The organism is Streptomyces celluloflavus, assembly GCA_000720995.1.
GTDB lineage: Bacteria > Actinomycetota > Actinomycetes > Streptomycetales > Streptomycetaceae > Streptomyces > Streptomyces celluloflavus.
Genome location: JOEL01000008.1, coordinates 25,269 through 47,839, shown reverse-complemented (window position 1 = coordinate 47,839; position 22,571 = coordinate 25,269). Strand labels below are relative to the sequence as shown.

Below are 22,571 nucleotides of genomic sequence, written 5' to 3'. Positions count from 1 at the left end.
ATACGAGCAAAGGACGGGGGTTGAGCAGGCCACAGAGCCGGCCCATGACTCAGACACCCACGCGACCGCAAGCACGCGCCCAGTTCACCGTCCCGGCCAGCCACCCCATGGTCACGGTCCTGGGATCCGGAGACAGCCTCCTGCGCGTGATCGAGACAGCCTTCCCGGCAACCGACATCCACGTCCGGGGCAACGAAGTCAGCGCGGTCGGCGATGCGCAGGAAGTCGCCCTGATCCAGCGCCTGTTCGACGAGATGATGCTGGTGCTCCGCACCGGACAACCGATGACGGAGGACGCAGTGGAACGCTCCATCGCCATGCTGCGCTCGGCGGAGAACGGCGACGGGGCGGTGGGCGTCACCCCCGCCGAGGTGCTCACCCAGAACATCCTCTCCAACCGCGGCCGCACGATCCGCCCCAAGACCCTCAACCAGAAGCGCTATGTCGACGCCATCGACGCGCACACCGTCGTCTTCGGCATCGGCCCGGCCGGTACCGGCAAGACCTATCTGGCGATGGCCAAGGCGGTACAGGCCCTCCAGGCCAAGCAGATCAACCGCATCATCCTGACCCGCCCCGCGGTCGAGGCCGGCGAGCGCCTGGGCTTCCTGCCCGGCACCCTCTACGAGAAGATCGACCCGTATCTGCGCCCGCTCTACGACGCGCTGCACGACATGCTCGACCCCGACTCCATCCCGCGCCTGATGGCCGCGGGCACGATAGAGGTCGCGCCGCTGGCGTACATGCGGGGCCGGACGCTCAACGACGCGTTCATCATTCTCGACGAGGCGCAGAACACCAGCCCCGAGCAGATGAAGATGTTCCTCACCCGCCTCGGCTTCGAATCGAAGATCGTCATCACCGGTGACGTCACCCAGGTCGACCTCCCCAACGGCACCAAGAGCGGGCTGCGCCAGGTCCAGGACATCCTGGAGGGCGTCGAGGACGTGCATTTCTCCCGCCTCACCAGCCAGGACGTCGTCCGCCACCGGCTGGTCGGCCGTATCGTCGAGGCATACGAGCAGTACGACAGCCGCAACGGCCAGTAGGCCCCGGCACCGCATGTCCCCGGGCCCGCAAGCCCCGGGACCGGCCCAGAGAAGCGAGAAGTCACACCCCCCATGTCGATCGACGTCAACAACGAATCCGGTACGGACATCGACGAGCAGGCCGTCCTGGACGTCGCCCGCTACGCCGTCGCCCGGATGCGCATCCACCCGCTCTCCGAGCTGTCCGTCATCGTCGTGGACGCCGAGGCCATGGAGCAGCTCCACATCCAGTGGATGGACCTCCCCGGTCCGACCGATGTCATGTCCTTCCCGATGGACGAACTGCGCCCGCCGGCCAAGGACGACGAGGAGCCCCCGCAGGGGCTCCTCGGTGACATCGTGCTCTGCCCCGAGGTGGCCAAGAAGCAGGGCGAGGAGGCGCCGACCGGGCACTCCATGGACGAGGAGCTGCAACTGCTCACCGTCCACGGCGTGCTGCACCTCCTCGGCTACGACCACGAGGAGCCGGACGAGAAGGCCGAGATGTTCGGCCTGCAAGCGGCGATCATCGACGGCTGGCGTGCCGAGCGGGGCCTGACCGGCCCCTCCCCGGCCCCCACCGTCAGCTGACCGGGCCGCCGCCATGACCTTTCAGCTGATCGCCGTCGCGGTCCTCCTCGTCGTGATCGCCTGGCTCGCCGCCTGCGCGGAGGCCGGGCTGGCCCGGACGACCAGCTTCCGCGCCGAGGCGGCCGTCCGGTCCGGCCGCCGCGGCGGCGCCAAGCTCGCCGCAGTCGCCGCCGACCCCACCCGCTATCTGAACGTCGCGCTGCTGGTGCGGGTCGGCTGCGAGATGGCCGCCGGCGTCCTCGTCACCTACGCCTGCCTGCGCTCCTTCGACAAGACCTGGCAGGCGCTGACCGTGGCCATCGCCGTGATGGTGCTGGTCTCCTATGTCGCCGTCGGCGTCTCGCCGCGCACCATCGGCCGCCAGCACCCGCTCAACACCGCGACCGCCGCCGCGTACGTCCTGCTGCCGCTGGCCCGCGTCATGGGCCCCGTCCCGCGGCTGCTGATCCTGCTCGGCAACGCCTTCACGCCCGGGAAGGGCTTCCGCCAGGGCCCGTTCGCCTCCGAGGCGGAGCTGCGCTCGCTGGTCGACCTCGCCGAGAAGGAGTCGCTGATCGAGGACGAGGAGCGCCGGATGGTGCACTCCGTCTTCGAGCTCGGCGACACCCTCGTGCGCGAGGTCATGGTGCCGCGGACGGACCTGGTGGCCGTCGAGCGCTACAAGACCATCCGCCAGGCGCTGACCCTCGCGCTGCGCTCCGGTTTCTCGCGTATCCCGGTGACCGGTGAGAACGAGGACGACATCGTCGGCATGGTCTATCTCAAGGACCTGGCCCGCAAGGTGCACATCAGCCGGGACGCCGAGACCGAGCTGGTCTCCTCGGCGATGCGCCCGGCGGTCTTCGTACCGGACACCAAGAACGCCGGTGATCTGCTGCGCGAGATGCAGCAGGACCGCAACCACGTCGCGGTGGTGATCGACGAGTACGGCGGTACGGCCGGCATCGTGACGATCGAGGACATCCTGGAGGAGATTGTCGGCGAGATCACCGACGAGTACGACCGCGAGCTGCCGCCCGTCGCGGACCTCGGCGACGGCCGCTACCGCGTCACCGCCCGGCTGGACATCGGCGATCTCGGCGAGCTGTACGGCCTGTCCGAGCTGGACGACGAGGACGTCGAAACGGTCGGCGGACTCCTCGCCAAGCTGCTCGGCCGGGTGCCGATCGCGGGTGCCACCGCCGAGGTCGATCTCTCCTCCGACGCCTCCGACCCGGGTCTGACGGCCCTGCGGCTGACCGCGGAGTCACCGGCGGGGCGCCGCAACAGGATCATCACGGTGCTGTGCGAACCGGTCCGCGGCACACCGGGCGCGGTCCGCGGCGCGGACGAGCGGCCGGCCGCACACTGACCGGTCCCCGCCTCTTGAAGCCCCCCACCGGGCCCCGCATATGCTCGCCTGCATGAGCGAATCCGCACCGCTGGACCCGGAAGACCGCAAGATCATCACGCTCGCGCGCTCGGCGCGGGCCCGTAACGGCGTGCCCGAGGGCGCCGCCGTACGCGACGAGACCGGCCGCACCTACGTCGCCGGCACCGTCGCCCTGGACTCGTTGCAGCTCAGCGCGTTGCGGACGGCCGTGGCGATGGCCGTCGCCAGCGGGGCGACGTCCCTGGAGGCGGCGGCCGTGGTCACCGACGCCGAGCGCGCCGCCGACGCGGACCTGGCGGCCGTCCGGGACCTCGGCGGCCCCACGACTCCGCTCCTGCTCGCGGGCCCCGACGGCACCCTGCGCGCCACCGTCCCGGCGGGCTGACCGCGGGAGCGGGGGCCCGCACCTGCCGGGCCGCCCGCCTCGGCCCCGGGCATGAGCGGGTGAGGTACCGGACATCCCGGTGAGACCGGTCCGGCCGGGGTCCGCCTGCTCCGCGGGGGGCTTCGAGTCGGCGGGGAACCGCGCCGGTGCGCGGTTCCTCGTGGAGACGCCGAGCGGCCGCGGCCGCGGGGTTGGCCGTGGCGCGCGAACGCGCGGCTGGTTCGCGCTGGCGGGGACGCAGACGCGGGGCGGTCAGCCGGTGGTCGTCCGGGGCGCACCGAGCGGGGAGCGGTGCCGGTCCACGATCCCCTCGACGATCCTCAGCAAGCGCTCCCCCGTCTGATCGATGCTTCTGTTCTGGGTGCTGACCTGCGCGCCTTCGAGTACGAAGGTGATCTCGGCCGCGGCCTGCTCGGGGTCGGGCAGCCCGGCCTCGGCGCACATGCCGACCAGTCGGCGGGTCTGGTGGGCCTTGTGCTTCTCGATCACCTGCCGCGCGGGGTGGGATCGGTCGGGCAGTTCGGCGATGGAGTTGATGAACGGGCAGCCCCGGTGCGAGATCCCCGGCAGCCCCTCGGCGATGAAGCGGGCCAGGCCCAGGATCTGCTCCCTGGGACGGCCCGGGTATTCCGCCTCGACCCGGTCGAAGGCCGCCTGGTAGTCGGCGGCGACGATCCGCAGCCACTCCGCGACCAGCGCGTCCTTGGTTTCGAAGTGCCGGTAGATCGCCATTTTGGTGGTCTCGGCCCGCTCGGCGATGGCCTGGACGCCCACCCGCCGGATCCCCTCGCGCTGGAAGAGCTCTTCCGCCGCGTCGAGGATGCGCTCCCGAGGCGGCAGTTTCGCCACCCTGCTCGGCCTTCCGGCGGTCGATGCCATGACTGCTCCGTGACGTCCGGTCCGTTGTGGGGCCCTTCACCTCCCGATACGGTACCAGTCCGTCCCGGGCGATACCGTTGGGTATCGTTCGGTGCTCGACGGTATCGTTCGTTCCGCTGGGAGTGCACAGTGAGAATTTCCGAGTACGTGAGTTACGACGCGGTCGGGCTCGCGGAGCTGGTGGCCAAGGGCGAGGTGACCCCCGCCGAACTGGAAGCGGCCGCACGCGAGGCCGCGCAGACGGTCAATCCGCAGCTCAACGCCATCGTGGAGACCTGGCCGGCCGATGACGCGCCCGGCCCCGGCAGCACACCGCTGGCCGGGGTCCCCTTCCTGATCAAGGACATCGCGGTCGCCATGGCCGGAAGGCGGATGGAGCTGGGCAGCCGTCTCGCGGTCGGCAACGTCGCCGGCGCCGACTCCGCCCTGATGCGGCGCTTCCGCCGCGCCGGCCTCGTGACGTTCGGGCGTACCGCGACACCGGAGATGGCCTACAGCATCACGACGGAACCGGTGCTGTACGGCGCGACCCGCAATCCCTGGGACCTGGCGCGGAGCGCGGGCGGATCCAGCGGAGGTGCGGGCGCGGCCGTCGCTGCCGGAGTGGTCCCGATCGCCCACGCCACCGACGCCGCCGGCTCGATCCGCATCCCCGCCGCCTGCAACGGCCTCTTCGGACTGAAGCCCACCCGTGGCCGGGTCTCCGTGGGCCCCGACGTCGATGAGATCTTCAACGGTCTGGCCGTGCACGGCAGCGTCAGCCGCACCGTACGCGACAGTGCGGCACTGCTCGACCGGATCCGCGGCCCGGAACCGGGTGACCCCTACTTCGCCCAGGAGCCGTCCCGGCCGTACGCGGAGGAAGTCACCCGCCACCCGGGCTCGCTGCGGATCGGCGTCCTCACCCACGCATGGGGCGGACGCCGTACCACCACAGCAGTGGCCGACGCTCTCTCCCGCACTGTGCGTCTGCTCGAATCCCTCGGCCACCAGGTGGAGGAGGTCAAGGTCGACCTCGGGGCCGACTGGGAGGAGTTCGTCCTGGCCAACGCCCGTCTGTGGACGGCGAATCTCACGGCCTCGGTCGACGAGCTGGCTGCCGCCTTCGACCGGCCCATCAACTCCTCAACCCTGGAGCCGCCTATCCTCGCCAGCTACCACTACGGGCAGCAGGTCGGTGGCGCGCAGTTCGTCACCGCTCTCGCGATCCGGAACCGGGTCGCTCGAAGCCTGGCACGGTACTTCGACGCTCACGACATGCTGCTCACCCCGACCCTGCCGGAGCTTCCCGTGCTCTTGGGCACCTACGCCGAGGGCGCAGAGGCGCTGGACGGCCTCGGCTGGCTTCGCCGCCTCTTCGACCGCTCGCCGTTCTCCGCGGCGTTCAACGTGGCGGGCACGCCCGCCATGTCCGTGCCGCTGACGGCCGACGCCGGGACGGGGCTCCCGATCGGTATGCAGTTCGCCGCCGGTTACGGGCTCGAAGACCGTCTCTTCCGCCTCGCCGGACAACTCGAACAGGCGAGCCCGTGGTCGGGCCGGACCCCCACGGTGTGGGCCGGGAACCCCACGGGCCACTGAGAGAGCCCCCGGGAAGCCGGGAGTCCACGGGCGATGACCGTGCACCGGGCGAGTGGGAGAACCACGTCGTGCATATCGCCCGGTACTCCCGGCGTCCCCGGGTCCCGCGGCCGTAGCGGCCGAGCGAAGGGACCGGCGTGCGTGTCTCCGGCGTCGAGGAAGGCGTGGGCGCCCTCAGCTCCGGGCGGAGCGCGTTCTCGCCGGGCTACTTGTCCGCGAAGATCTCCCGGCACCCGGCGGAGCCGAGGCGCCCGAGCGGTGCGGGTCGGGCGGGGAGCGCATCGGTTCGGGGTTCGAGCGGCTCAACTGCCCTGCCCGTTGAGCATGTCGATCAGCCTGTGGCCCGTGTTGTCGTCGGAGTCGATCCCGGGGACCTCGGCACCGTCAAAAATGACGGCTGCGGTGCTGCGGGGGAACATGGCCTGCTCGTATTCGGTGAGGGCGGTCTCGATGTCGTCGGGGTGTGCGGCGAGGGCCTTGCCGAGTTCGGCGCCGTCCTGCATGGCCAGATTGGCGCCTTCGCCGTTCGGGGCCGCGAGGTGGGCGGCGTCGCCGAGGAGGGTCACGCCCGGCACCCGGTCCCAGCGGTGTCCGGCCGGCAGCGTGTGGTGGGGGCGCAGGACGGGCGCGGTGTCGCCGTCGGTGATCAGCGCGGTGAGTTCCGGTGCCCAGCCGTCGAACTCCTGCGAGATCCGCGCGGTGGCCGCGGCGGCATCGGTGAAGTCGATGGCGGCGAACCAGTCCTGCGGCCTGGCGAGCACCACGTAGGTGTGCAGGGTGTCGCCGCTCTCCCGGTGAGCGAAGATCTCCTTGCCCGGCGCGGGCGCGATCATCGACCCGCCGCCGACCGCTTTCGCGGCGGTCGGGTGCCGGGTGTCGGCGTCGAACAGGTAGGTCTCGACGAACGAGGTGCCGGCGTACCCGGGTGTGGCGGTGGAGAGCAGCGGCCGGACCCGTGACCACGCGCCGTCCGCGCCGACCAGCAGGCTCGTGACGGCGGTGGTGCCGTTGGCGAAGGTCACCTCGTGGCGGCCCTCGCCGAGGGTGCGGGCGCCGACGGCTTTGTGGCCCCACCGGACGGTGCCGGCCGGGAGCGAGTCGAGCAGGATCTGCCGCAGCTCGCCGCGCTGCACCTCGGGGCGTCCGCCCGTGCCGTCGTCGGCCTTGTCGAACAGGACGGTCCCGTCCCGGTCGAGGACCCGCATCGTCTGGCGGCCCTCCAGGACGATGGCGTGGAACTCGTCCAGCAGACCGGCCGCCTCAAGGGCGAGCTGCCCGTTGTAGTCGTGGATGTCGAGCATCCCGCCCTGCGCACGCGCCGTCGGGGAGGGTTCGGCCTCGTAGACGGTGGCCGGGATGCCGTGGACGTGCAGGACGCGGGCGAGCGTGAGGCCGCCGAGTCCGGCGCCGATGATCGTGACGGGAGTGTGCATGGTGGCTCCTCGGCATCGGGGCCGCCCGGTGAGCTCCGGCCGGCCGTCTCCGGAAAGGTGCCGGACCCCGCCGACGAGCCGCCGACACCGGACCGACAGCCCCCGACAGGCGACCGACACCGCAGACCGGTCCCGGCAGCGGCCCGGAAGGGCGGTCAGCTCGGCGTCCGGGTCGATCGTGCGCAGGCCCGGACTCTCGCGTCGCCCCTCGGGCGGCGGCACCGGCCGCCCCGGGGACGGCACCGGTCGGCGACGGCCGTCCCCACCCCGACCCGGCGGTGCCCGGAACCCTGACCCGGCCGTGCCCGGCCCGCCGGGCGTGCGGTGGTACGGGCCGGACGGGGCGGGTGGTCGGCGCGGCCCCGGCGATCGGGGAGAATGGGCGCCATGAGCGCTCGTACAGACTCCCCCGCCCCGCACCGCGCCGGCTTCGCGTGCTTCGTCGGCCGCCCGAACGCGGGCAAGTCCACCCTCACGAACGCTCTCGTCGGCACAAAGGTGGCCATCACCTCCAACCGGCCGCAGACCACCCGCCACACCGTGCGCGGGATCGTGCACCGCCCCGACGCGCAGCTGGTCCTCGTCGACACCCCCGGCCTGCACAAGCCGCGCACGCTGCTCGGCGAGCGGCTCAACGACATCGTGCGGACCACCTGGTCCGAGGTCGACGTGATCGGCTTCTGCCTGCCCGCCGACCAGAAGCTCGGCCCCGGCGACCGTTTCATCGCCACCGAGCTGGCCGGCATCAAGAAGACCCCCAAGGTCGCCATCGTCACCAAGACCGACCTGGTCGACTCCAAGACGCTGGCCGCCCAGCTGATCGCCATCGACCAGCTCGGCCGCGACCTCGGTATCGAGTGGGCCGAGATCATCCCGGTCTCCGCCGTCGACTCGGAGGCCGAACGCGGCGCCGCGAAGAAGAACGGCGCGGACGCCCCGGCCGGTGACCGGCGGGGTGCCGGTCAGGTCGGGCTCCTCGCCGATCTGCTCGTCCCGCTCCTCCCGGAGAGCCCGCCGCTCTACCCCGAGGGCGACCTCACCGACGAGCCCGAGCAGGTCATGGTCGCCGAGCTGATCCGCGAGGCCGCGCTGGAGGGCGTACGCGACGAGCTGCCGCACTCCATCGCCGTCGTCGTCGAGGAGATGCTGCCGCGCGAGGACCGCCCGGCCGACCGGCCGCTGCTGGACATCCACGCCAATGTCTACATCGAGCGGCCCAGCCAGAAGGGCATCATCATCGGCCCGAAGGGCAAGCGGCTCAAGGAGGTCGGCATGAAGTCGCGCAAGCACATCGAGGCGCTGCTCGGCACACCGGTCTTCCTGGACCTGCACGTCAAGGTCGCCAAGGACTGGCAGCGCGACCCCAAGCAGCTGCGCAAGCTCGGCTTCTAGCGCACGGACGCGCGCACCCGCCGGACCGCCGGGTGCGCGCACCGGACGCCCCGCGCCGGGCCCGGACCGCTACGCCACGCCCCGTATCCGCCGCACCAGCAGCGCACCCAGCAGCCCGGTCGCGGCCGCGGTGAGGAACAGCGTCCGGTAGCCGCCGAGGTGGCCGACGAGCGGTGCGGCCAGTACCGGGGCGGCCACCTGCGGAAGCGAGTTGGCGATGTTGATGACGCCGAGATCCCGGCCGCGGTCCGCGGCGGCCGGCAGCACATCCGTCATCAGCGCGAAGTCGACGGAGGTGAAGACGCCGAAGCCGACGCCCAGCAGCGCCGCCGCGACCAGCGCCCCCGTCCAGGTCTGCCAGCCCGCCAGCAGCGCCGTCGCCACCGTCATGAGCACGCCCGCCCACAGGACGAACGGCTGCCGGCGGCCGCTCCGGTCCGACCAGATCCCGCCGACGACGACCGTGCCGAGCAGGGTCACCCCGTTGACGGCGGTCAGGATCAGCACCCCGCCCTGCGGATCGGGGCGGTGCAGCACATCCCGCAGGTAGTACAGGAGATACAGCAGCGCCAGCGCGTTGCCGAGGTTGATCAGGAAACGCGTCAGCCAGGCCCAGCCCAGATCGGGATGGCGGCGCGGGCTGAACCGGAAGCCGGCGAGGAACGCCCACCAGGTGAACGGCGGCCGCAGCCCGGCCGGCAGCACCGGATCGGGGTAGCGCAGCAGATACGGCAGAGTGGCGAGCACCGTGAAGCCCGCGCAGGCCAGATAGCCCGCGGTGATCCCGCCGGCCAGCGTCGCCAGCCCCGTGCCGACGAGGACGCCGAGGAGCTGCGCGGCGCCCAGCCAGCCGCCGACCGCGCCGCGCTGCCCGCGCGGGACCTGGTCGGGGACGGCCGCGGTGACCGCCGCGAACGCCGCGTTGAGGGTGAGCTGCACCAGGCACCAGCCCAGCGCCATCACCGGGACCGTACGGGCACCGGCCAGCAGCACCAGGGCCGCGGCGCCGCCCAGTACACCGGCCAGGATCCACGGCGCCCGGCGCCCGTGGCGGGATGTCGTACGGTCCGAGAGGGCGCCGAACAGCGGGTTGGCGACCAGCGAGACCACCGCGCCCAGACCGGTCACCCACGCCAGGACGGACTCCTTGGCGGTGCCGGGCGGCGCCAGCTGGGCGGCCTGGAGGGCGAGCAGGATCTGCAGCGGCCCGTACCAGCCGACCCAGATCGCGCCGTTCGCCAGCGACAGCGCGGCGGTCCAGCCGCGCCCGACCCGCCGGACGGGCTCCGCCAGGGCCGGCGGCCCCGCGGCGGCGGTCATCCCCGCGCCTGGTCCCGCAACGCGTCCCGCAGCCAGCGGTAGGAGGCTTTCGGGGTCCGGACCAGCGTCGAGAAGTCGATATGCACCAGGCCGAACCGCCGCGCGTACCCCTCCGCCCACTCGAAGTTGTCCATCAGCGACCACACGAAATAGCCCCGGACATCGACCCCGGCGTCCATCGCCTCGTGCAGCGCCCGCAGATGCCCGTCGAGAAAAGCGATCCGCGCGCCGTCCTCGACGCCCTCGTACGCGCAGCCGTTCTCCGTGATCATGACGGGCGGCAGGCTCGCGCCGTACCGCTCCCGGAAGGACAGCAGCAGCTCGGTCAGCGCCTCGGGGACCACCGGCCAGCCGAAGTCGGTCCGCGGGTAGCCCTCGATCTCCCGGGGCGCGAAGGGGAGTTCGGGCGGCAGCGCGATGCCCCCGAAGTCGGCGGGGCCGGTCGCCGCCGGGTCCGGGGCGCCGACCAGGGTGGGCTGGTAGTAGTTGATCCCGTACCAGTCCAGCGGCTCGGAGATGACCCGCAGATCGTCGGCGACCGGGCCCGGCAGCAGCGCCGCCAGGTCCTCGTCCGGGTAGCGGCCGAGCAGGACCGGATCCGCGAACAGCCGGTTGAGCAGCAGGTCGTAGAGGTCGGCCGCGGCGGTGTCGGCCTCGGCGGCGGAGGCCGGCCAGGTCGGCCCGTGCGAATTGGCGATCCCGATGCTCCGGGCACCCCGGGCGCGCAGCGCCTGTACGGCCAGGCCGTGGCCCAGCAGCTGGTGATGGGCGGCCGGCAGCGCGTCGAAGACCAGTTCACGGCCCGGCGCGTGCTGCCCCAGACCGTAGCCGAGCAGGGTCAGTTCGGCCGGTTCGTTGAGGGTGATCCAGTGCGCCACCCGGTCCCCGAGCCGGGCCGCGACCACCTCCGCGTACGCCGCGAAGTGCTCCGCGGTCTCCCGCCGGAGCCAGCCGCCGGCCTCCTCCAGCGGCTGCGGGGTGTCCCAGTGGAACAGCGTCGCCACCGGCCGCACCCCGGCCGCCAGCAGCTCGTCCACCAGCCGGTCGTAGAAGTCGAGCCCGGCGCCGTTGACCGCCCCGCGGCCCGCCGGCACCACCCGCGGCCAGGCCACCGAGAACCGGTACGCGCCGACACCGAGCCCCTTGAGCAGGGCGACGTCCTCGCGGTAGCGGTGATAGTGACCGGTCGCGACCCGGGCGTCGGACCCGTCCTTGACCCGCCCCGGCCGCGCCGTGAACACGTCCCACGCCGAGGGCCCCCGCCCGTCCTCGTCCACCGCCCCCTCGATCTGCTGGGCCGAGGTGGACACCCCCCACAGGAAGTCGCGGGGGAAGCGGGGGAGGGGGGACGCCGGCACCGTGGTCATGGGGCGGATCTTCCTGACTCACGAGTAAAGGTGTCAAGAGGTGTGCAGGGAAGGGGAGTTGAGTGCCTCACCGGCTCTCCGGGCATCGCTTCGGCGACAGGTCCCGGGCGGCGCTAGGCGCCCTCCTTCAGCACCCGGGTGATCAGCGCCCGCTGCTCGTCGGTCAGCCGTGGATCGGCGCAGTACACCGTCCGGCTGTGCCCTTGGTCCTCGACAGTGATCTGGTAGCGGAAGCCGTCGGGGACGCCGGCGGGCGGCGTGCCGGGGGCGGTGGCGACGGCCTGTTCGGTCAGGGTGTGCCAGTCGCCGGCATCGGGCCGCCCCGAGGTGTCGACCTCGGCGCGGCGCTCGATGCCCGTGAAGCCACCCGTACGGCGGATCTCGATACGCATGAGGGCTTCCTACCCCATGGGGCGCCGGGAATCTTCCGGGGCGGCGCTACCCGGTGGTCATTTGGCGGTCACCCCGACCGTGGACCACGCCTTGAGCAGCGCCTCGGCCTCCTCGCCGGTGCCGTAGCGGGCGCGGGCGGCGGTGACGGTGAGGGCGGCGAAGTCCGCGAACTGGGCGTTCTTGGCGAGATGCCCGCCGGTCAGCACGTCGTACCAGATCTGCCCGGCCCGCTCCCAGGCGTGTCCGCCGAGCGCGGTCGCGGCCAGATAGAAGGCGTGGTTGGGGATGCCGGAATTCACGTGCACCCCGCCGTTGTCGCTCGCGGTCTCGACGTACCCCTTCATCGTCGCGGGCTGCGGGTCCTTGCCCAGGGTCTTGTCGTCGTACGCGGTCCCCGGCGCTTTCATGGAGCGCAGCGCCTTGCCGGTGACCTGCGGGGCGAGCAGACCCTCGCCGATCAGCCAGTCGGCCTGCCCGACGCTCTGACCGAGGGCGTACTGCTTGATCAGGGAGCCGAAGACGTCCGAGACCGACTCGTTCAGGGCACCGGACTGGCCGGAGTATTCGAGGTTGGCGGTGTACTGGGTGACGCCGTGGGTCAGCTCGTGGCCGATGACGTCGACCGGGATGGTGAAGTCCAGGAAGATGGTGTTGTCGCCGTCGCCGAAGACCATCCGCCGGCCGTCCCAGAAGGCGTTGTCGTACTTCTCGCCGTAGTGGACGGTCGCGTCCAGCGGCAGGCCCTTGCCGTCGATCGAATGCCGTCCGTAGACCTTCAGGTAGAGCTCGAAGGTCGCGCCGAGACCGGCCTGCGCGCGGTTGACGGAGGCGTCCTTGGCGGGCGGGTCGGACTCGCTGTGCACCTTCGTACCGGGGACGACCTGTTGGTGGCCGGCGTCGTAGATGGTCCGGTGGGGCTTGTCCGAGGCGGTCTCGGGAGCGGGGCCGGTGATACCCCGGACGGCGGTGTCGCTGCGCCGGGCGCGGTGCAGGGCGTCGTGCTCCAGGGTGAGGCGGGCGGGTCCGTGGTGCGCGGGGTCCTCGGACTGCGCCAGCTTGTCGAGGACGTGGGGAGGCACGATCGTGCAGAAGACCGAGGTGGGCGGTGGGGGGAACGGCGGAACCGGGGCGATCTGAGGGGTGACCGGCTGGACCGGTGTGCGGTTGACGTCCATAGCACGCAATGTGGCATTGCGTGATGCGGGTGTCACCGCCTGCTGCGGATATTCCTGAGAACGTGTGGTTGCTCGCACTCAGGTCGGCACCACCGGTCCCGCATAGTGATACGGACGTCCGTTTCCCACCCGCCTCGGCTACGCTGATCGACATCATGCGTTTCGGGCTGCTTCTCCTTAGCTGCCGCGGCGAGGGCCTGTAGTCGTAGGCCGACCCCCTCCCCGCGGAGTGCGGTGCTGCGATCCATCGCCCCGTCGGCCTTCCCCGAGCTCTCGACGGAGCACGGGGACCCCGCAGCGGACACCCGAGGAGCCCCACGCATCATGACGAATCCGTCGAGCCCTGCCGAGAACGCCGTCGGCCGCCCCACCCCGATCACCAACGCGACCCACTTCCAGCGCACCTCCGGGATGCCGATCCACAAGTACGGCCGCTACGAGACGGTCGGGATCCCCGACCGCACCTGGCCGGAGAACCGGATCACGGCGGCGCCGCGCTGGCTGTCGACGGACCTGCGGGACGGCAACCAGGCGCTGATCGACCCGATGTCGCCCGCGCGCAAGCGGGAGATGTTCGACCTGCTGGTACGGATGGGCTACAAGGAGATCGAGGTCGGCTTCCCCTCGTCGGGCGCCACCGATTTCGACTTCGTACGCTCCATCATCGAAGAGGGCGCGATCCCCGAGGACGTGACGATCTCCGTCCTCACCCAGGCGCGTGAGGAACTGATCGAGCGCACCGTGGAGTCGCTGCGGGGCGCGCACAAGGCGACCGTGCACCTCTACAACGCCACCGCGCCGGTGTTCCGCCGGGTGGTGTTCCGCGGCAGCCGCGAGCAGGTCAAGCAGATCGCGGTGGACGGTACGCGGCTGGTGGCGGAGTACGCGGAGAAGCTGCTGGGCGACGAGACGGCGTTCGGCTACCAGTACTCGCCGGAGATCTTCACGGACACCGAGCTGGACTTCGCGCTGGAGGTCTGCGAAGGCGTGATGGACGTCTGGCAGCCGGAGGCCGGCCGCGAGATCATCCTGAACCTGCCGGCGACGGTGGAGCGTTCGACGCCCTCGACGTACGCCGACCGGTTCGAGTGGATGTCGCGGAACCTGTCGCGGCGCGCGCACGTATGCCTGTCCGCCCACCCGCACAACGACCGCGGCACCGCGGTGGCCGCCGCCGAGCTGGCGGTCATGGCCGGGGCGGACCGGGTCGAGGGCTGCCTGTTCGGGCAGGGCGAGCGCACCGGCAACGTGGACCTGGTGACGCTGGGCATGAACCTCTTCTCGCAGGGCGTGGACCCGCAGATCGACTTCTCGCAGATCGACGAGATCCGTCGTACCTCCGAGTACTGCAACCAGATGGAGGTCCACCCGCGCCACCCCTACGCGGGCGACCTGGTCTACACCGCCTTCTCCGGCTCCCACCAGGACGCCATCAAGAAGGGCTTCGACGCGATGGCGGCCGAGGCCACCGCCGCCGGCAAGACCGTCGACGACATCGAGTGGGCGGTGCCGTACCTGCCGATCGACCCCAAGGACGTCGGCCGGTCCTACGAGGCGGTCATCCGCGTCAACTCGCAGTCCGGCAAGGGCGGTATCGCCTACGTCCTGAAGAACGACCACAAGCTGGACCTGCCGCGCCGGATGCAGATCGAGTTCTCCCGGATCATCCAGGAGAAGACCGACGCCGAGGGCGGCGAGGTCACCCCGGCCGCCATCTGGTCCGTCTTCCAGGACGAGTACCTGCCCACCCCGGACCACGCCTGGGGCCGTATCGCGCTGCGCTCCGCGCAGACCTCGACGACGACCGAGGGCACCGACGCGCTGACCGTCGAGGCCGTGGTGGACGGCGCCGACACGGTGCTGACCGGCACCGGCAACGGCCCGCTGGCCGCCTTCTTCGCCGCCCTGCACGCCATCGACGTGGACGTGCGGCTGCTGGACTACAGCGAGCACACCCTGAGCGAGGGCGCCGGCGCCCAGGCCGCCGCGTACATCGAGTGCGCGATCGGCGACAAGGTGCTGTGGGGCGTCGGCGTCGACGCGAACATCGTCCGCGCCTCCATCAAGGCGGTCGTGTCCGCGGTCAACCGCGCGGGCCGCTGACCCCCGGCGGATCCTCCCGGCCCGCACGGGCCGCTCTTCCGGCGCCCCCGCGGCTCACACCGAGCCGCGGGGGCGCCGTGCACCGCGCTCACGGCGACCCGTGCCCCGCCGCCCTGCGCACCCCCACCGTTCACACCCCCATCGTTCCGGCCAAGCCCCCGGCCCCCTCCAGGCCCGGGATTCCCAGCCGCCCCAAGCCCCACCCGAGCACCCCGGCCACCAGCGGCACCGGTGACACGACGCGCCCGGCGCTGTCCCCCTCGCCGTCCGCCACGGCGCTCTCCCCGGCGCCGCCCTCGGCCGCCGTACCTGGGAATCCCCGCGGTGACCTGGCCACCACCGGCAGTGACGGCGCCACGCGAGGGCCGGCGCCGCCGCGCCGGCGGCCGACGCGGGCGGCGTTCCCATCCGCCTCATCCACCGCCGCTGCCCGCACCGACGGCTCCCGAGGCCCGCCCGCCACGGCGCGTCAACGGGCCCCGCCGCCCGCCCTCCCCAGGGGTGGGGCTCCGCGCCATCCGGCCAGTTGTCCGGTACGAGGTGCTGACGCCGCCTCGACGATGTGGCTAACATCACGTCAATGCGGCGACGTGGCCGCGGTGTTACGGAGGGCTGACGTGATGCACAAGATGTGTGTGATGGGCGTGCGCACGTCCTGGCGTACCGTCGCCGACGGCGAGTTCTTCTGCCCCGACTGCGGCGGCGACCGCAACTACCTCCGCCGGACCGGCCGCCGCCGGCTCACCGTCCTCGGCGTCCCCCTGCTCTCCCGCGGCACCGCGGGCCCGGTCCTGGAATGCTCCGCCTGCCGTGGCCACTTCGGCCTGGACGCCCTGGACCACCCCACCACCGTCCGCTTCTCCGCGATGCTGCGGGACGCCGTCCACACCGTCACCCTCGCGGTGCTGGCCGCCGGCGGCACCTCCTCCCGCGCGGTGCGCGACACCGCGGTCCGTACGGTCCGCGCGGCCGGCTTCGCGGACTGCTCCGAGGACCAGCTGCTCACCCTCCTCGCCGCGCTCGCCGCCGACACCGGCCGCCTCACCACCACGTACGACGTGGTCACCGGCGGCTACGCCGGCCACAACGGCCTCGACCCCTGCGGCACCGCCCTGGCCATAGAGCTCCACGAGTCCCTCGAACCCCTCGCCCCGCATCTGGCCCCGGCCGGCCGCGAATCCCTCCTCCTCCAGGCCGCCCGTATCGCCCTGGCCGACGGCTCCTACACCCCCGCCGAACGCGAGGTCCTGGCCACCGTCGGCGCGGCCCTGATGCTCCGCCCGGCCGATACCGCCCGGCTGCTGGCGGCGGCCCGCACACCGTCCTGAGGGCGCGGACCGCCGGGCGTCGCCGCCCGCGGCCCGCCCTCCGCCGGCAAGTGCGGACCACTGCCGCGTGCGGATCGCTGTCCGCAACCCCGTTCCCCGGCGGATCAGTGCGGGGACTTGTGCTTCATCTCCGGGACTTCCTTGATCTGCGCCGTCGGGGCGTTGCGCTTCACCGAGTCGATTCCGGCTTCGCACGACGCCTTCGAGTTGTATGCCTCGCCGACCGCGATGATCTCGCCGTTGCCGGCCTTCAGCCGGTAGCGGTACTTACCTGCCTTGTCGGTGTACATCTCGAACTTTCCCGCCATGGGGCACCGCCTTTCGCGCGCCATCGGGCTTCCCCCTGAGAGCACCGTAAGACGGTCCGGGCGCGGCCGCATGTGGACGGCGACGGACGCGGAACGGGGCGGCGAACAGGGCGGGAACACCCTGTCGCCGCCCGTCACCCCGTGTGCGTCAGGCGCGGTCCAGCCGTACGGGCAGGGTGCGCAGACCGCCCGCGATGAATCCGCCCGCGGGCTCCAACTCCCCGGCGGGGACGGCGAGCCGGATACCGGGGAAGCGGGCGAAGAGGGCCGGCAGGGCGGTCCGGGCCTCCATCCGGGCCAGCGGGGCACCGAGGCAGTGGTGGACACCGTGGCCGAAGGCGAGGTGCTCCTGGCCGGTGCGCCGGATGTCGTACCGGGCGGCGGTGTCGCCGTACTGCTCGGGATCGCGGCCGGCGCCCGCGTACGAGGGGAGGATGGCCTCGCCCCTGCGGATGGTGGGACCGTCCGGGACGGCGATGTCCTCGACGGCGAAGCGGAGGGGGAGGCTCGCGATGCTCGGGGCCCAGCGCAGCGTCTCCTCGATGACGTCGTCCCAGGACGACCGGCCCGACCGGACCAGATCGAGCTGCCCGGGGTGGGTGAGCAGGGCGTGCACCGCGTTGCCGATGAGGTTGACGGTGGTCTCGTGGCCGGCGCCGATGACGAGCATCAGGGTGTCCAGCAGCTCCTGTTCGGTCATCCGCCGCCCCTCGTCGTCCCGCGCCGAGACCAGCAGACTCGTCAGATCGTCGGCGGGCTCCGCGCGCTTGAGGGCGACCAGGGAGGTCAGGACCTGGTGCAGGGCGGCGCCGGTGGCGGCGGCCTCCTCGGGGGTGGCGGTGGTGTCCATGACCGCCCCCATGAGGCGCGCCAGCGCATCGCGCGCGGCGCCCTCCGGGACGCCGAACAGTTCGCAGATGACCTGCATGGGCAGCGGATGGGCGAAGGCCGCGCGGAGGTCCACCGGCGCGTCCGCGGGGCGGGCGGCGAGACCGTCGAGGAGTGCGGCGGTGATGCGCGCGACGCGCGGCAGCATGGCGTCCGTACGGCGCGCCGTGAAAGCCGGCGCGATCAGCTTGCGCAGCCTGCGGTGGTCGGCGCCGTACGCGGTGAACATGTTGTTCACGCCGATCCAGGACTGGAGCCAGCTGTCGCGGACCTCGCCCCGCCGCCAGGCCGGCCAGTGCTCGCGCGGGTTCTTCGAGACGCGGGGGTCGGTCAGCAGCTCCTTGAGCAGGGCGTGGCTGGTGACCGACCAGGCCGCCACCCCGCCGGGGAGCTCCACCCGCACCACCGGGCCTAGCGCGCGGAGGCGGGCCGCCTCTCCGTGGATATCGTGTCCGACCGGATCGATGACGACGGACCGCTGTCCCATGGTGTGGCTCCTGCCTGGTCGGGAGTGATGGGGGTGAACCGGGCCGGCAGGGCCGCCAGGGCCCGGTGGAAGGCGCCGTTGCGCCACACCAGCTCGGCGTGGCCGACGGCGAGTTCGATGTCGGAGAGCCAGGCGGTGAGCCGCTCGATCGCGGTGGTGGCGATCAGCAGCGCGTGCCGCCGTACGGGGCAGCCGTGCGGGCCCGCCGCCCACGACAGATGCGAACCGCTGCCCGACCGGGCCCGTTCCAGTGTCGGGGTGCCGAACTGGGTGTTGGCGGCGGCGTACGACACCATCACCAACTGGCCCGCGCGTACCCAGGTGCCGTGGAAGAAGACATCGCGGCGGGCGAAGTGCGCGGAGTAGTTCGTCAGCGGCGGGTCGTTCCAGAGCACTTCGCTGATCGCGTCCTGCGCGGTCAGCGCGCCGCCCGACAGGGTGCTGTAGTAGCGGTCGTCGGAGAGCATGCGGGAGAGCGCGTTGCCGATGAGGTTGGTGAGCGGTTCGTTGCCCGCGCCCAGCGTCAGGATGATCTGGTTGATCACTTCCTCGTCGGTCAGCCCATGGGGGTGGTCCATGAACCACGAGGTCAGATCCGGCCCGCGCTGCGCCCGCTTCGCGCCGACCAGTTCCACGATGTACTTCTCGTACGCGGCGTTGGCCGCGGCGGCCTCCTGGGGGGAGTTGCCCTCCAGCACTCCGCTGAGCGCGCTGATGAACCGTTCGCTGTAGGAATCGGGCAGCCCGAAGAGGCCGTTGAACATCAGGAGCGGCAGCAGCCGGGCGTAGTCGGCGATCAGATCGACCTCGCCGACCGAGCCGAAGCGGCGGATCAGCGAGTCCGCGGCGAGCCGGACGCGGGCGCGGAGTTCATGCGGTTCGACGAGGTCGAAGCTGTCGGTGATGACCTCGCGGTAGCGGTCGTGCGCCTCGCCCTCGCTGAAGAAGACGTTCGGCCGCCAGCCCAGCATCGGCAGGATCGGGGAGTCGGCCGGGACGGTCCGCATCCAGGCCCGGGAGTCCTTCGTCCAGGTGCTGTCGTCGTGCAACAGGTCGAGCGCCGCCCGGTAGTCGGTGACGAGTATCGCGGTCACCCCCGGTGCGATCTCGACCGGCGCGAGCGCGCCGTACTGGCGCAGATGCTGGTAGAAGCGGTGCGGATCGGCGGCGAAGTCCGGGCCGTAGAGCTTCAGCGGGGCATAGGCGTCGGCAGGGGGGTAGCCGTCGGTGGCGGTATAGCCGTCGGCGGGGGGATACGCGTCGGTGGGGGCGTAGGTGTCGGCGGGCGCGTACACACCGACGGACGGTGCGTACGCGTCCGTCGGTGTGTACGCGCCCGCCTGCGGTGCGCCGTGCGCCGGGCAGCCCGGCGGGGGTGTGCCCTCCGGCTGCTGCGGAAAGGTCACGGCGTCTCCTGGGGCGTATGGGCCAGGACATGGCCGACGAGCGCGATCAGGGCGTCGACGGACTGGCCCCGGTCGCGGGCGTCGCACAGGACGAGCGGCGTCTCGGCGTGCAGATCGAGCGCGTCGCGGAGCATGCCGACGTTGTACTGCGGCGCGTCCGGGAAGGTGTTGACCGCGACGGCGTACCGCAGCCCCGCCTCCTCGATGATGTCCATCACCTCGAAGGAGTCCGCCAGCCGGCGGGTGTCCGCGAGGACCAGGGCGCCCAGCGCCCCGCAGGCGATGTCGTGCCACAGGGGCCGGAACCGCTTCTGCCCCGGGGTGCCGAACAGATACAGCACCAGGTCCCCGGGGAGCGTGAGGCGGCCGAAGTCCATGGCGACGGTGGTCGTGGTCTTCTCCCGGACGCCGGCGAGATCGTCGACGAACGCCCCGCTCTGCGTCATGACCTCCTCGGTGTGCAGCGGTGGGGTCTCCGACAGGGCTCGGATGAGGGTGGTCTTGCCGACCCCGAACGGCCCCGCGACCAGGAGTTTGACCAGGGTCTGGTCGGTGCCGGAGAGATAGATGGCGTGGGTGTCGGGATGTGCGCCGGAGCCGGGCGGTGAACCGGTGTCGGGAAGCGGGCGGCCGGCGTCGATAGGCGTACGGGTATTAGGACTTGAGAGAGCGGAGTCCATCGAGAACCCTCTCCAGGATGTGCCGGTCGAGTTGCTCGGCTTCGGGAATGGGGACACGGGCGTGCAGGAGGCCGGCGTCGACCAGGTCGGCCACCAGCACATTCACCACACTGACGGGCAGATGGAGGTGGGCTGCGACCTCGGCCAGAGACAGTGCCCCGGGCCGCAACAGCTCCAGGATGCGGTGCTCTTCCGGGCGTACATCGCTGGTGACCGGCATCCCCGCGTGCTGGAGCAGGGAGAGCCGGTCGAACGTGTTGCGGCTGGGTCGGGCGCGTCCGCCGGTCGCCAAATAGGCCGGTACGAGGCGCCTGTTGCCCTGGCGCGGGGTCATGCCGGGTTACCGAGGTCCCGGGCCGGGCTGTTCATGACCTTGGTGCCCAGCGTCGTCACCTGGATCTGCATGTGGTGCGCGACGACGCCCATATTCACCTCCGGCCCGGCGAAGACGGCGAGACAGGTGTTCTCGCCCGCGGGGATCGCGAAGACCCAGCCCTCCTCGGACTCGATGACGGTCTGCCGCAGGGTGGCGTCCGGCAGACCGGAGAACGCCGCCGTGACCGCGCGGCCGGCCCCCTGGAGCGCGGACATCATGGCGGCGACCCCCTCGGCGGACTCCCGCTTCAGACCGGGCGAGGAGCCCTCGATGAAGCCGTCGCCGGAGATGACGGCCGCGTGGTGGACGTGCGGCAGGTCCAGGAGAGGGGTCAGCACCCAGGACTTGTCCTCGGTGACACGGCGGCGAGTGGTGCTGTTCATGAGAGGGGGTTCCCTTCGGTGCTGCGAGGGGGATCTGAATGGGCCGCGGCCCGCCCGGATTCGGTGCCTTGCTGGAGCGCGGCCCAGCGCGAGGCGGACTCCTCCGGGGAGCGCGGGGGAACCTGCGCGGTGTGCGGGGGGCGCTGCTCGAACTCCGTCGTGGGCTCACGGCGCCGCCGGCGCGGGAGCCCGGCGCGGTCGGGCGTGTCGGTCTGCTCCACCGGGGCGGCGGCCACCGCGGGGGGCGGCGAGGTGCCGTGTACGGTCTCCGCGGCCGGTACCGCCTCCTGGGCGGGCGTCGTGGGGCGGGTCGGCAGCGCCGTGGACGACCGGTCCTGCGTACCGGAGGAGCGGCGCGGCAGCGGAGCCATCACGGACATAGGTTTTCGGCTCTCGTCGAGGACGGTCAGGAGGGGGTCGCCCGGGATGTAGACGATGGCCCGCACCCCGCCGTACGGAGACGGCTCGACATGCACACCGAAGCCGTACTGCCGCACCAGCTGACCGGTCGCGGCGAAGCCGGAGCGCGGCGGGTCGCCGAGCTCGGTGAGCAGCACGTCCTCGTCGCCGGACAGCAGCCGCTTCGCGAGCTTGAGTTCGTCGCCGTGCATGCCCACGCCGTAGTCGTCGATGATGACCGAGACGCCGCGGTTGCCCTGCTGGAGCGTGACGGTGACCGGCAGTTCGTGGTGCGAGTGGTGCAGCCCGTTGGCGAGCAGTTCGGCGACCGAGATGGCGACCGGCTCGACGGCGCGGGCGACGACGGCCACCGGGTCGCGCAGCTGGTTGCTGACCTGTACGCGCTCGTAGCCGCGCAGCCGGGAGGCGGCGCCGACGACCAGCTCGGCGAGGTAGGAGTCCTCGCGGGTCAGCCCCGGCCAGCCGCCGCACACCACGCCGGTGGCCTGGATGCGGCGCAGCGCCTGCTCGTTGAGGAAGTCCGCGGCCAGCAGGTCATGGGCCACGTTCGGGTCGTCGTAGCGGTGCTGCATGTCCTGGAGCGCCGTCTGGAGCTGGTACAGCAGCGCCTGGATGGTGGTGGTCGCGCCCCGCAGCGTGGACTGCGCCGCCGCGTCCACCCGCCGCCGCTCCTTGGCGACGGCCACACTGACCTGCTCCAGCACGGCGGTCAGCGCGTGATCCGTCTCCGAGCCGGCGAACCGCGCGTCCAGCAGCCCGCGTACGGGGACGTGCGGATGGGCGAGCGCCATCGCCAGATCGGGCAGCCGGGCCCCGGCCAGGTGCCGGATCTCGGCCTCGGTCGCACGCAGCCGGGCCGTCAGCTCGGTGTTGCCGTGGAGCGAGGCGGTGTTCTGCTCTTCGCACAGGGTGAGCCGCGCGCGCAGCCCGGCGCGCTGCCTGCGGACGCGGACCAAGGACGCCGCCAGGATCAGGGCGGCGGCCGTACCAGCGCTCAGGCACCACAACAGCCCTAGCGGTATGGGTGTCATCGAGATCCTCGTGGGGGGTGAGGGGGAGCAGCCGACCGGCCGGCACGGTGTCATGCCGACGAATGTCACGGGATGCTACCGGGGCGGCACGTCGAGTGAGGGGCGAAAGTGCGAAGCGGCCCCGCCTCCCGGAGCGGGTGGCGGGGCCGCGAGCCGAGTGGGCGGAGGTCAGGGAGCCTGGCAGGAGACGCCGTTGACAACGGCTATGCACACCGACGGGTCACCGGCCGGGAGTGCCGGGGGTG

21 protein-coding genes are annotated in these 22,571 nt (G+C 72.1%); 8 read left to right on the top strand and 13 right to left on the bottom strand.

The annotated features are described in order from the left end of the window. Positions 1-44: 44 nt before the first annotated feature. The 4 genes from IH09_RS09580 to IH09_RS09565 all read left to right on the top strand — a co-directional run bounded on the left by IH09_RS09580 (position 45) and on the right by IH09_RS09565 (position 3,376). Positions 45-1,049, top strand: a complete 1,005-nt coding sequence (locus IH09_RS09580) for a PhoH family protein (RefSeq protein WP_052855699.1) — start codon at positions 45-47, stop codon at positions 1,047-1,049. A 72-nt stretch (positions 1,050-1,121) separates the two neighbouring features. Next, positions 1,122-1,619 carry an rRNA maturation RNase YbeY gene (gene ybeY, locus IH09_RS09575; protein WP_052855698.1) on the top strand — a complete coding sequence of 166 codons (498 nt, stop codon included), beginning with the start codon at positions 1,122-1,124 and terminating at the stop codon, positions 1,617-1,619. A gap of 13 nt (positions 1,620-1,632) precedes the next feature. Further along, positions 1,633-2,970 (top strand): hemolysin family protein, encoded by a 1,338-nt coding sequence (locus IH09_RS09570; protein ID WP_052855697.1) that lies wholly within the window; start codon positions 1,633-1,635, stop codon positions 2,968-2,970. 52 nt (positions 2,971-3,022) lie between these two features. Next, positions 3,023-3,376, top strand: a complete 354-nt coding sequence (locus IH09_RS09565; protein WP_052855803.1) for a cytidine/deoxycytidylate deaminase family protein — start codon at positions 3,023-3,025, stop codon at positions 3,374-3,376. A gap of 252 nt (positions 3,377-3,628) precedes the next feature. On the opposite strand, the gene IH09_RS09560 is transcribed toward IH09_RS09565, so the two are convergent. Then, complete coding sequence (locus IH09_RS09560) at positions 3,629-4,255, bottom strand: TetR/AcrR family transcriptional regulator (RefSeq protein ID WP_052855696.1); 627 nt, start codon at positions 4,253-4,255, stop codon at positions 3,629-3,631. 129 nt (positions 4,256-4,384) lie between these two features. On the opposite strand from IH09_RS09560, the gene IH09_RS09555 reads away from it, so the two are divergent. Next, entirely contained in the window at positions 4,385-5,836 is a 1,452-nt protein-coding gene (locus IH09_RS09555; protein WP_052855695.1) for an amidase family protein, read from the top strand. 302 nt (positions 5,837-6,138) lie between these two features. Here IH09_RS09555 and IH09_RS09550 read toward each other — a convergent pair whose 3' ends face one another. Continuing rightward, positions 6,139-7,269: an FAD-dependent oxidoreductase gene (locus IH09_RS09550; RefSeq protein ID WP_052855694.1), complete on the bottom strand. Its 1,131-nt coding sequence runs from the start codon at positions 7,267-7,269 to the stop codon at positions 6,139-6,141. A 387-nt stretch (positions 7,270-7,656) separates the two neighbouring features. Here IH09_RS09550 and IH09_RS09545 point away from each other — a divergent pair, with 387 nt between their 5' ends. Beyond that, complete coding sequence (locus IH09_RS09545; RefSeq protein ID WP_052855693.1) at positions 7,657-8,661, top strand: GTPase Era; 1,005 nt, start codon at positions 7,657-7,659, stop codon at positions 8,659-8,661. A gap of 69 nt (positions 8,662-8,730) precedes the next feature. On the opposite strand, the gene IH09_RS09540 is transcribed toward IH09_RS09545, so the two are convergent. The 4 genes from IH09_RS09540 to IH09_RS09525 all read right to left on the bottom strand — a co-directional run bounded on the left by IH09_RS09540 (position 8,731) and on the right by IH09_RS09525 (position 12,916). Continuing rightward, complete coding sequence (locus tag IH09_RS09540; protein WP_052855692.1) at positions 8,731-9,981, bottom strand: MFS transporter; 1,251 nt, start codon at positions 9,979-9,981, stop codon at positions 8,731-8,733. After that, positions 9,978-11,348 (bottom strand): GH1 family beta-glucosidase, encoded by a 1,371-nt coding sequence (locus IH09_RS09535; protein WP_052855691.1) that lies wholly within the window; start codon positions 11,346-11,348, stop codon positions 9,978-9,980. The genes IH09_RS09540 and IH09_RS09535 overlap by 4 nt, the downstream gene beginning before the upstream one ends. Positions 11,349-11,461: 113 nt before the next feature. Next, complete coding sequence (locus IH09_RS09530) at positions 11,462-11,740, bottom strand: protealysin inhibitor emfourin (protein WP_052855690.1); 279 nt, start codon at positions 11,738-11,740, stop codon at positions 11,462-11,464. A 57-nt stretch (positions 11,741-11,797) separates the two neighbouring features. Continuing rightward, entirely contained in the window at positions 11,798-12,916 is a 1,119-nt protein-coding gene (locus IH09_RS09525) for a M4 family metallopeptidase (RefSeq protein ID WP_094795057.1), read from the bottom strand. Between the two features lie 324 nt (positions 12,917-13,240). Here IH09_RS09525 and leuA point away from each other — a divergent pair, with 324 nt between their 5' ends. Both leuA and IH09_RS09515 read left to right on the top strand, forming a co-directional pair. Next, on the top strand, positions 13,241-15,019 hold the full coding sequence (gene leuA, locus IH09_RS09520) for a 2-isopropylmalate synthase (protein ID WP_052855689.1): 1,779 nt from the start codon (positions 13,241-13,243) through the stop codon (positions 15,017-15,019). A gap of 620 nt (positions 15,020-15,639) precedes the next feature. Further along, positions 15,640-16,347: a TerB family tellurite resistance protein gene (locus tag IH09_RS09515; RefSeq protein ID WP_052855688.1), complete on the top strand. Its 708-nt coding sequence runs from the start codon at positions 15,640-15,642 to the stop codon at positions 16,345-16,347. A gap of 104 nt (positions 16,348-16,451) precedes the next feature. On the opposite strand, the gene IH09_RS09510 is transcribed toward IH09_RS09515, so the two are convergent. From IH09_RS09510 to IH09_RS09480, 7 genes are all read right to left on the bottom strand, one after another. Further along, positions 16,452-16,655, bottom strand: coding sequence for a YegP family protein (locus IH09_RS09510; RefSeq protein WP_052855687.1), 204 nt, complete (start codon positions 16,653-16,655; stop codon positions 16,452-16,454). 148 nt (positions 16,656-16,803) lie between these two features. Further along, the gene (locus IH09_RS09505; protein ID WP_052855686.1) at positions 16,804-18,030 is read right to left on the bottom strand and encodes a cytochrome P450 family protein; all 1,227 of its coding nucleotides are present in this window, start codon (positions 18,028-18,030) and stop codon (positions 16,804-16,806) included. After that, positions 17,955-19,436, bottom strand: a complete 1,482-nt coding sequence (locus IH09_RS09500; protein WP_052855685.1) for a cytochrome P450 — start codon at positions 19,434-19,436, stop codon at positions 17,955-17,957. The genes IH09_RS09505 and IH09_RS09500 overlap by 76 nt, the downstream gene beginning before the upstream one ends. Then, on the bottom strand, positions 19,433-20,005 hold the full coding sequence (locus tag IH09_RS09495; RefSeq protein ID WP_052855801.1) for a GTP-binding protein: 573 nt from the start codon (positions 20,003-20,005) through the stop codon (positions 19,433-19,435). Before IH09_RS09495 ends, IH09_RS09500 begins: the two co-directional genes overlap by 4 nt. Before the next feature lie 85 nt (positions 20,006-20,090). Then, positions 20,091-20,450, bottom strand: a complete 360-nt coding sequence (locus IH09_RS09490) for a DUF742 domain-containing protein (RefSeq protein WP_052855684.1) — start codon at positions 20,448-20,450, stop codon at positions 20,091-20,093. Then, entirely contained in the window at positions 20,447-20,875 is a 429-nt protein-coding gene (locus IH09_RS09485) for a roadblock/LC7 domain-containing protein (protein WP_052855683.1), read from the bottom strand. Before IH09_RS09485 ends, IH09_RS09490 begins: the two co-directional genes overlap by 4 nt. Beyond that, positions 20,872-22,326, bottom strand: a complete 1,455-nt coding sequence (locus tag IH09_RS09480; RefSeq protein ID WP_052855682.1) for a sensor histidine kinase — start codon at positions 22,324-22,326, stop codon at positions 20,872-20,874. Before IH09_RS09480 ends, IH09_RS09485 begins: the two co-directional genes overlap by 4 nt. Between the last annotated feature and the right edge of the window lie 245 nt (positions 22,327-22,571).

What these genes read in the sequence shown, in the direction of transcription:
- IH09_RS09580 (WP_052855699.1), top strand. Translation starts at nt 45, where the DNA reads ATGACTCAGACACCCACGCGACCGCAAGCACGCGCCCAGTTCACCGTC.
- ybeY (WP_052855698.1), top strand. Translation starts at nt 1,122, where the DNA reads ATGTCGATCGACGTCAACAACGAATCCGGTACGGACATCGACGAGCAG.
- IH09_RS09570 (WP_052855697.1), top strand. Translation starts at nt 1,633, where the DNA reads ATGACCTTTCAGCTGATCGCCGTCGCGGTCCTCCTCGTCGTGATCGCC.
- IH09_RS09565 (WP_052855803.1), top strand. Translation starts at nt 3,023, where the DNA reads ATGAGCGAATCCGCACCGCTGGACCCGGAAGACCGCAAGATCATCACG.
- IH09_RS09560 (WP_052855696.1), bottom strand. Translation starts at nt 4,255, where the DNA reads ATGGCATCGACCGCCGGAAGGCCGAGCAGGGTGGCGAAACTGCCGCCT.
- IH09_RS09550 (WP_052855694.1), bottom strand. Translation starts at nt 7,269, where the DNA reads ATGCACACTCCCGTCACGATCATCGGCGCCGGACTCGGCGGCCTCACG.
- IH09_RS09545 (WP_052855693.1), top strand. Translation starts at nt 7,657, where the DNA reads ATGAGCGCTCGTACAGACTCCCCCGCCCCGCACCGCGCCGGCTTCGCG.
- IH09_RS09540 (WP_052855692.1), bottom strand. Translation starts at nt 9,981, where the DNA reads ATGACCGCCGCCGCGGGGCCGCCGGCCCTGGCGGAGCCCGTCCGGCGG.
- IH09_RS09535 (WP_052855691.1), bottom strand. Translation starts at nt 11,348, where the DNA reads ATGACCACGGTGCCGGCGTCCCCCCTCCCCCGCTTCCCCCGCGACTTC.
- IH09_RS09530 (WP_052855690.1), bottom strand. Translation starts at nt 11,740, where the DNA reads ATGCGTATCGAGATCCGCCGTACGGGTGGCTTCACGGGCATCGAGCGC.
- IH09_RS09525 (WP_094795057.1), bottom strand. Translation starts at nt 12,916, where the DNA reads ATGGACGTCAACCGCACACCGGTCCAGCCGGTCACCCCTCAGATCGCC.
- leuA (WP_052855689.1), top strand. Translation starts at nt 13,241, where the DNA reads ATGACGAATCCGTCGAGCCCTGCCGAGAACGCCGTCGGCCGCCCCACC.
- IH09_RS09515 (WP_052855688.1), top strand. Translation starts at nt 15,640, where the DNA reads ATGCACAAGATGTGTGTGATGGGCGTGCGCACGTCCTGGCGTACCGTC.
- IH09_RS09510 (WP_052855687.1), bottom strand. Translation starts at nt 16,655, where the DNA reads ATGGCGGGAAAGTTCGAGATGTACACCGACAAGGCAGGTAAGTACCGC.
- IH09_RS09505 (WP_052855686.1), bottom strand. Translation starts at nt 18,030, where the DNA reads ATGGGACAGCGGTCCGTCGTCATCGATCCGGTCGGACACGATATCCAC.
- IH09_RS09490 (WP_052855684.1), bottom strand. Translation starts at nt 20,450, where the DNA reads ATGACCCCGCGCCAGGGCAACAGGCGCCTCGTACCGGCCTATTTGGCG.
- IH09_RS09485 (WP_052855683.1), bottom strand. Translation starts at nt 20,875, where the DNA reads ATGAACAGCACCACTCGCCGCCGTGTCACCGAGGACAAGTCCTGGGTG.
- IH09_RS09480 (WP_052855682.1), bottom strand. Translation starts at nt 22,326, where the DNA reads ATGACACCCATACCGCTAGGGCTGTTGTGGTGCCTGAGCGCTGGTACG.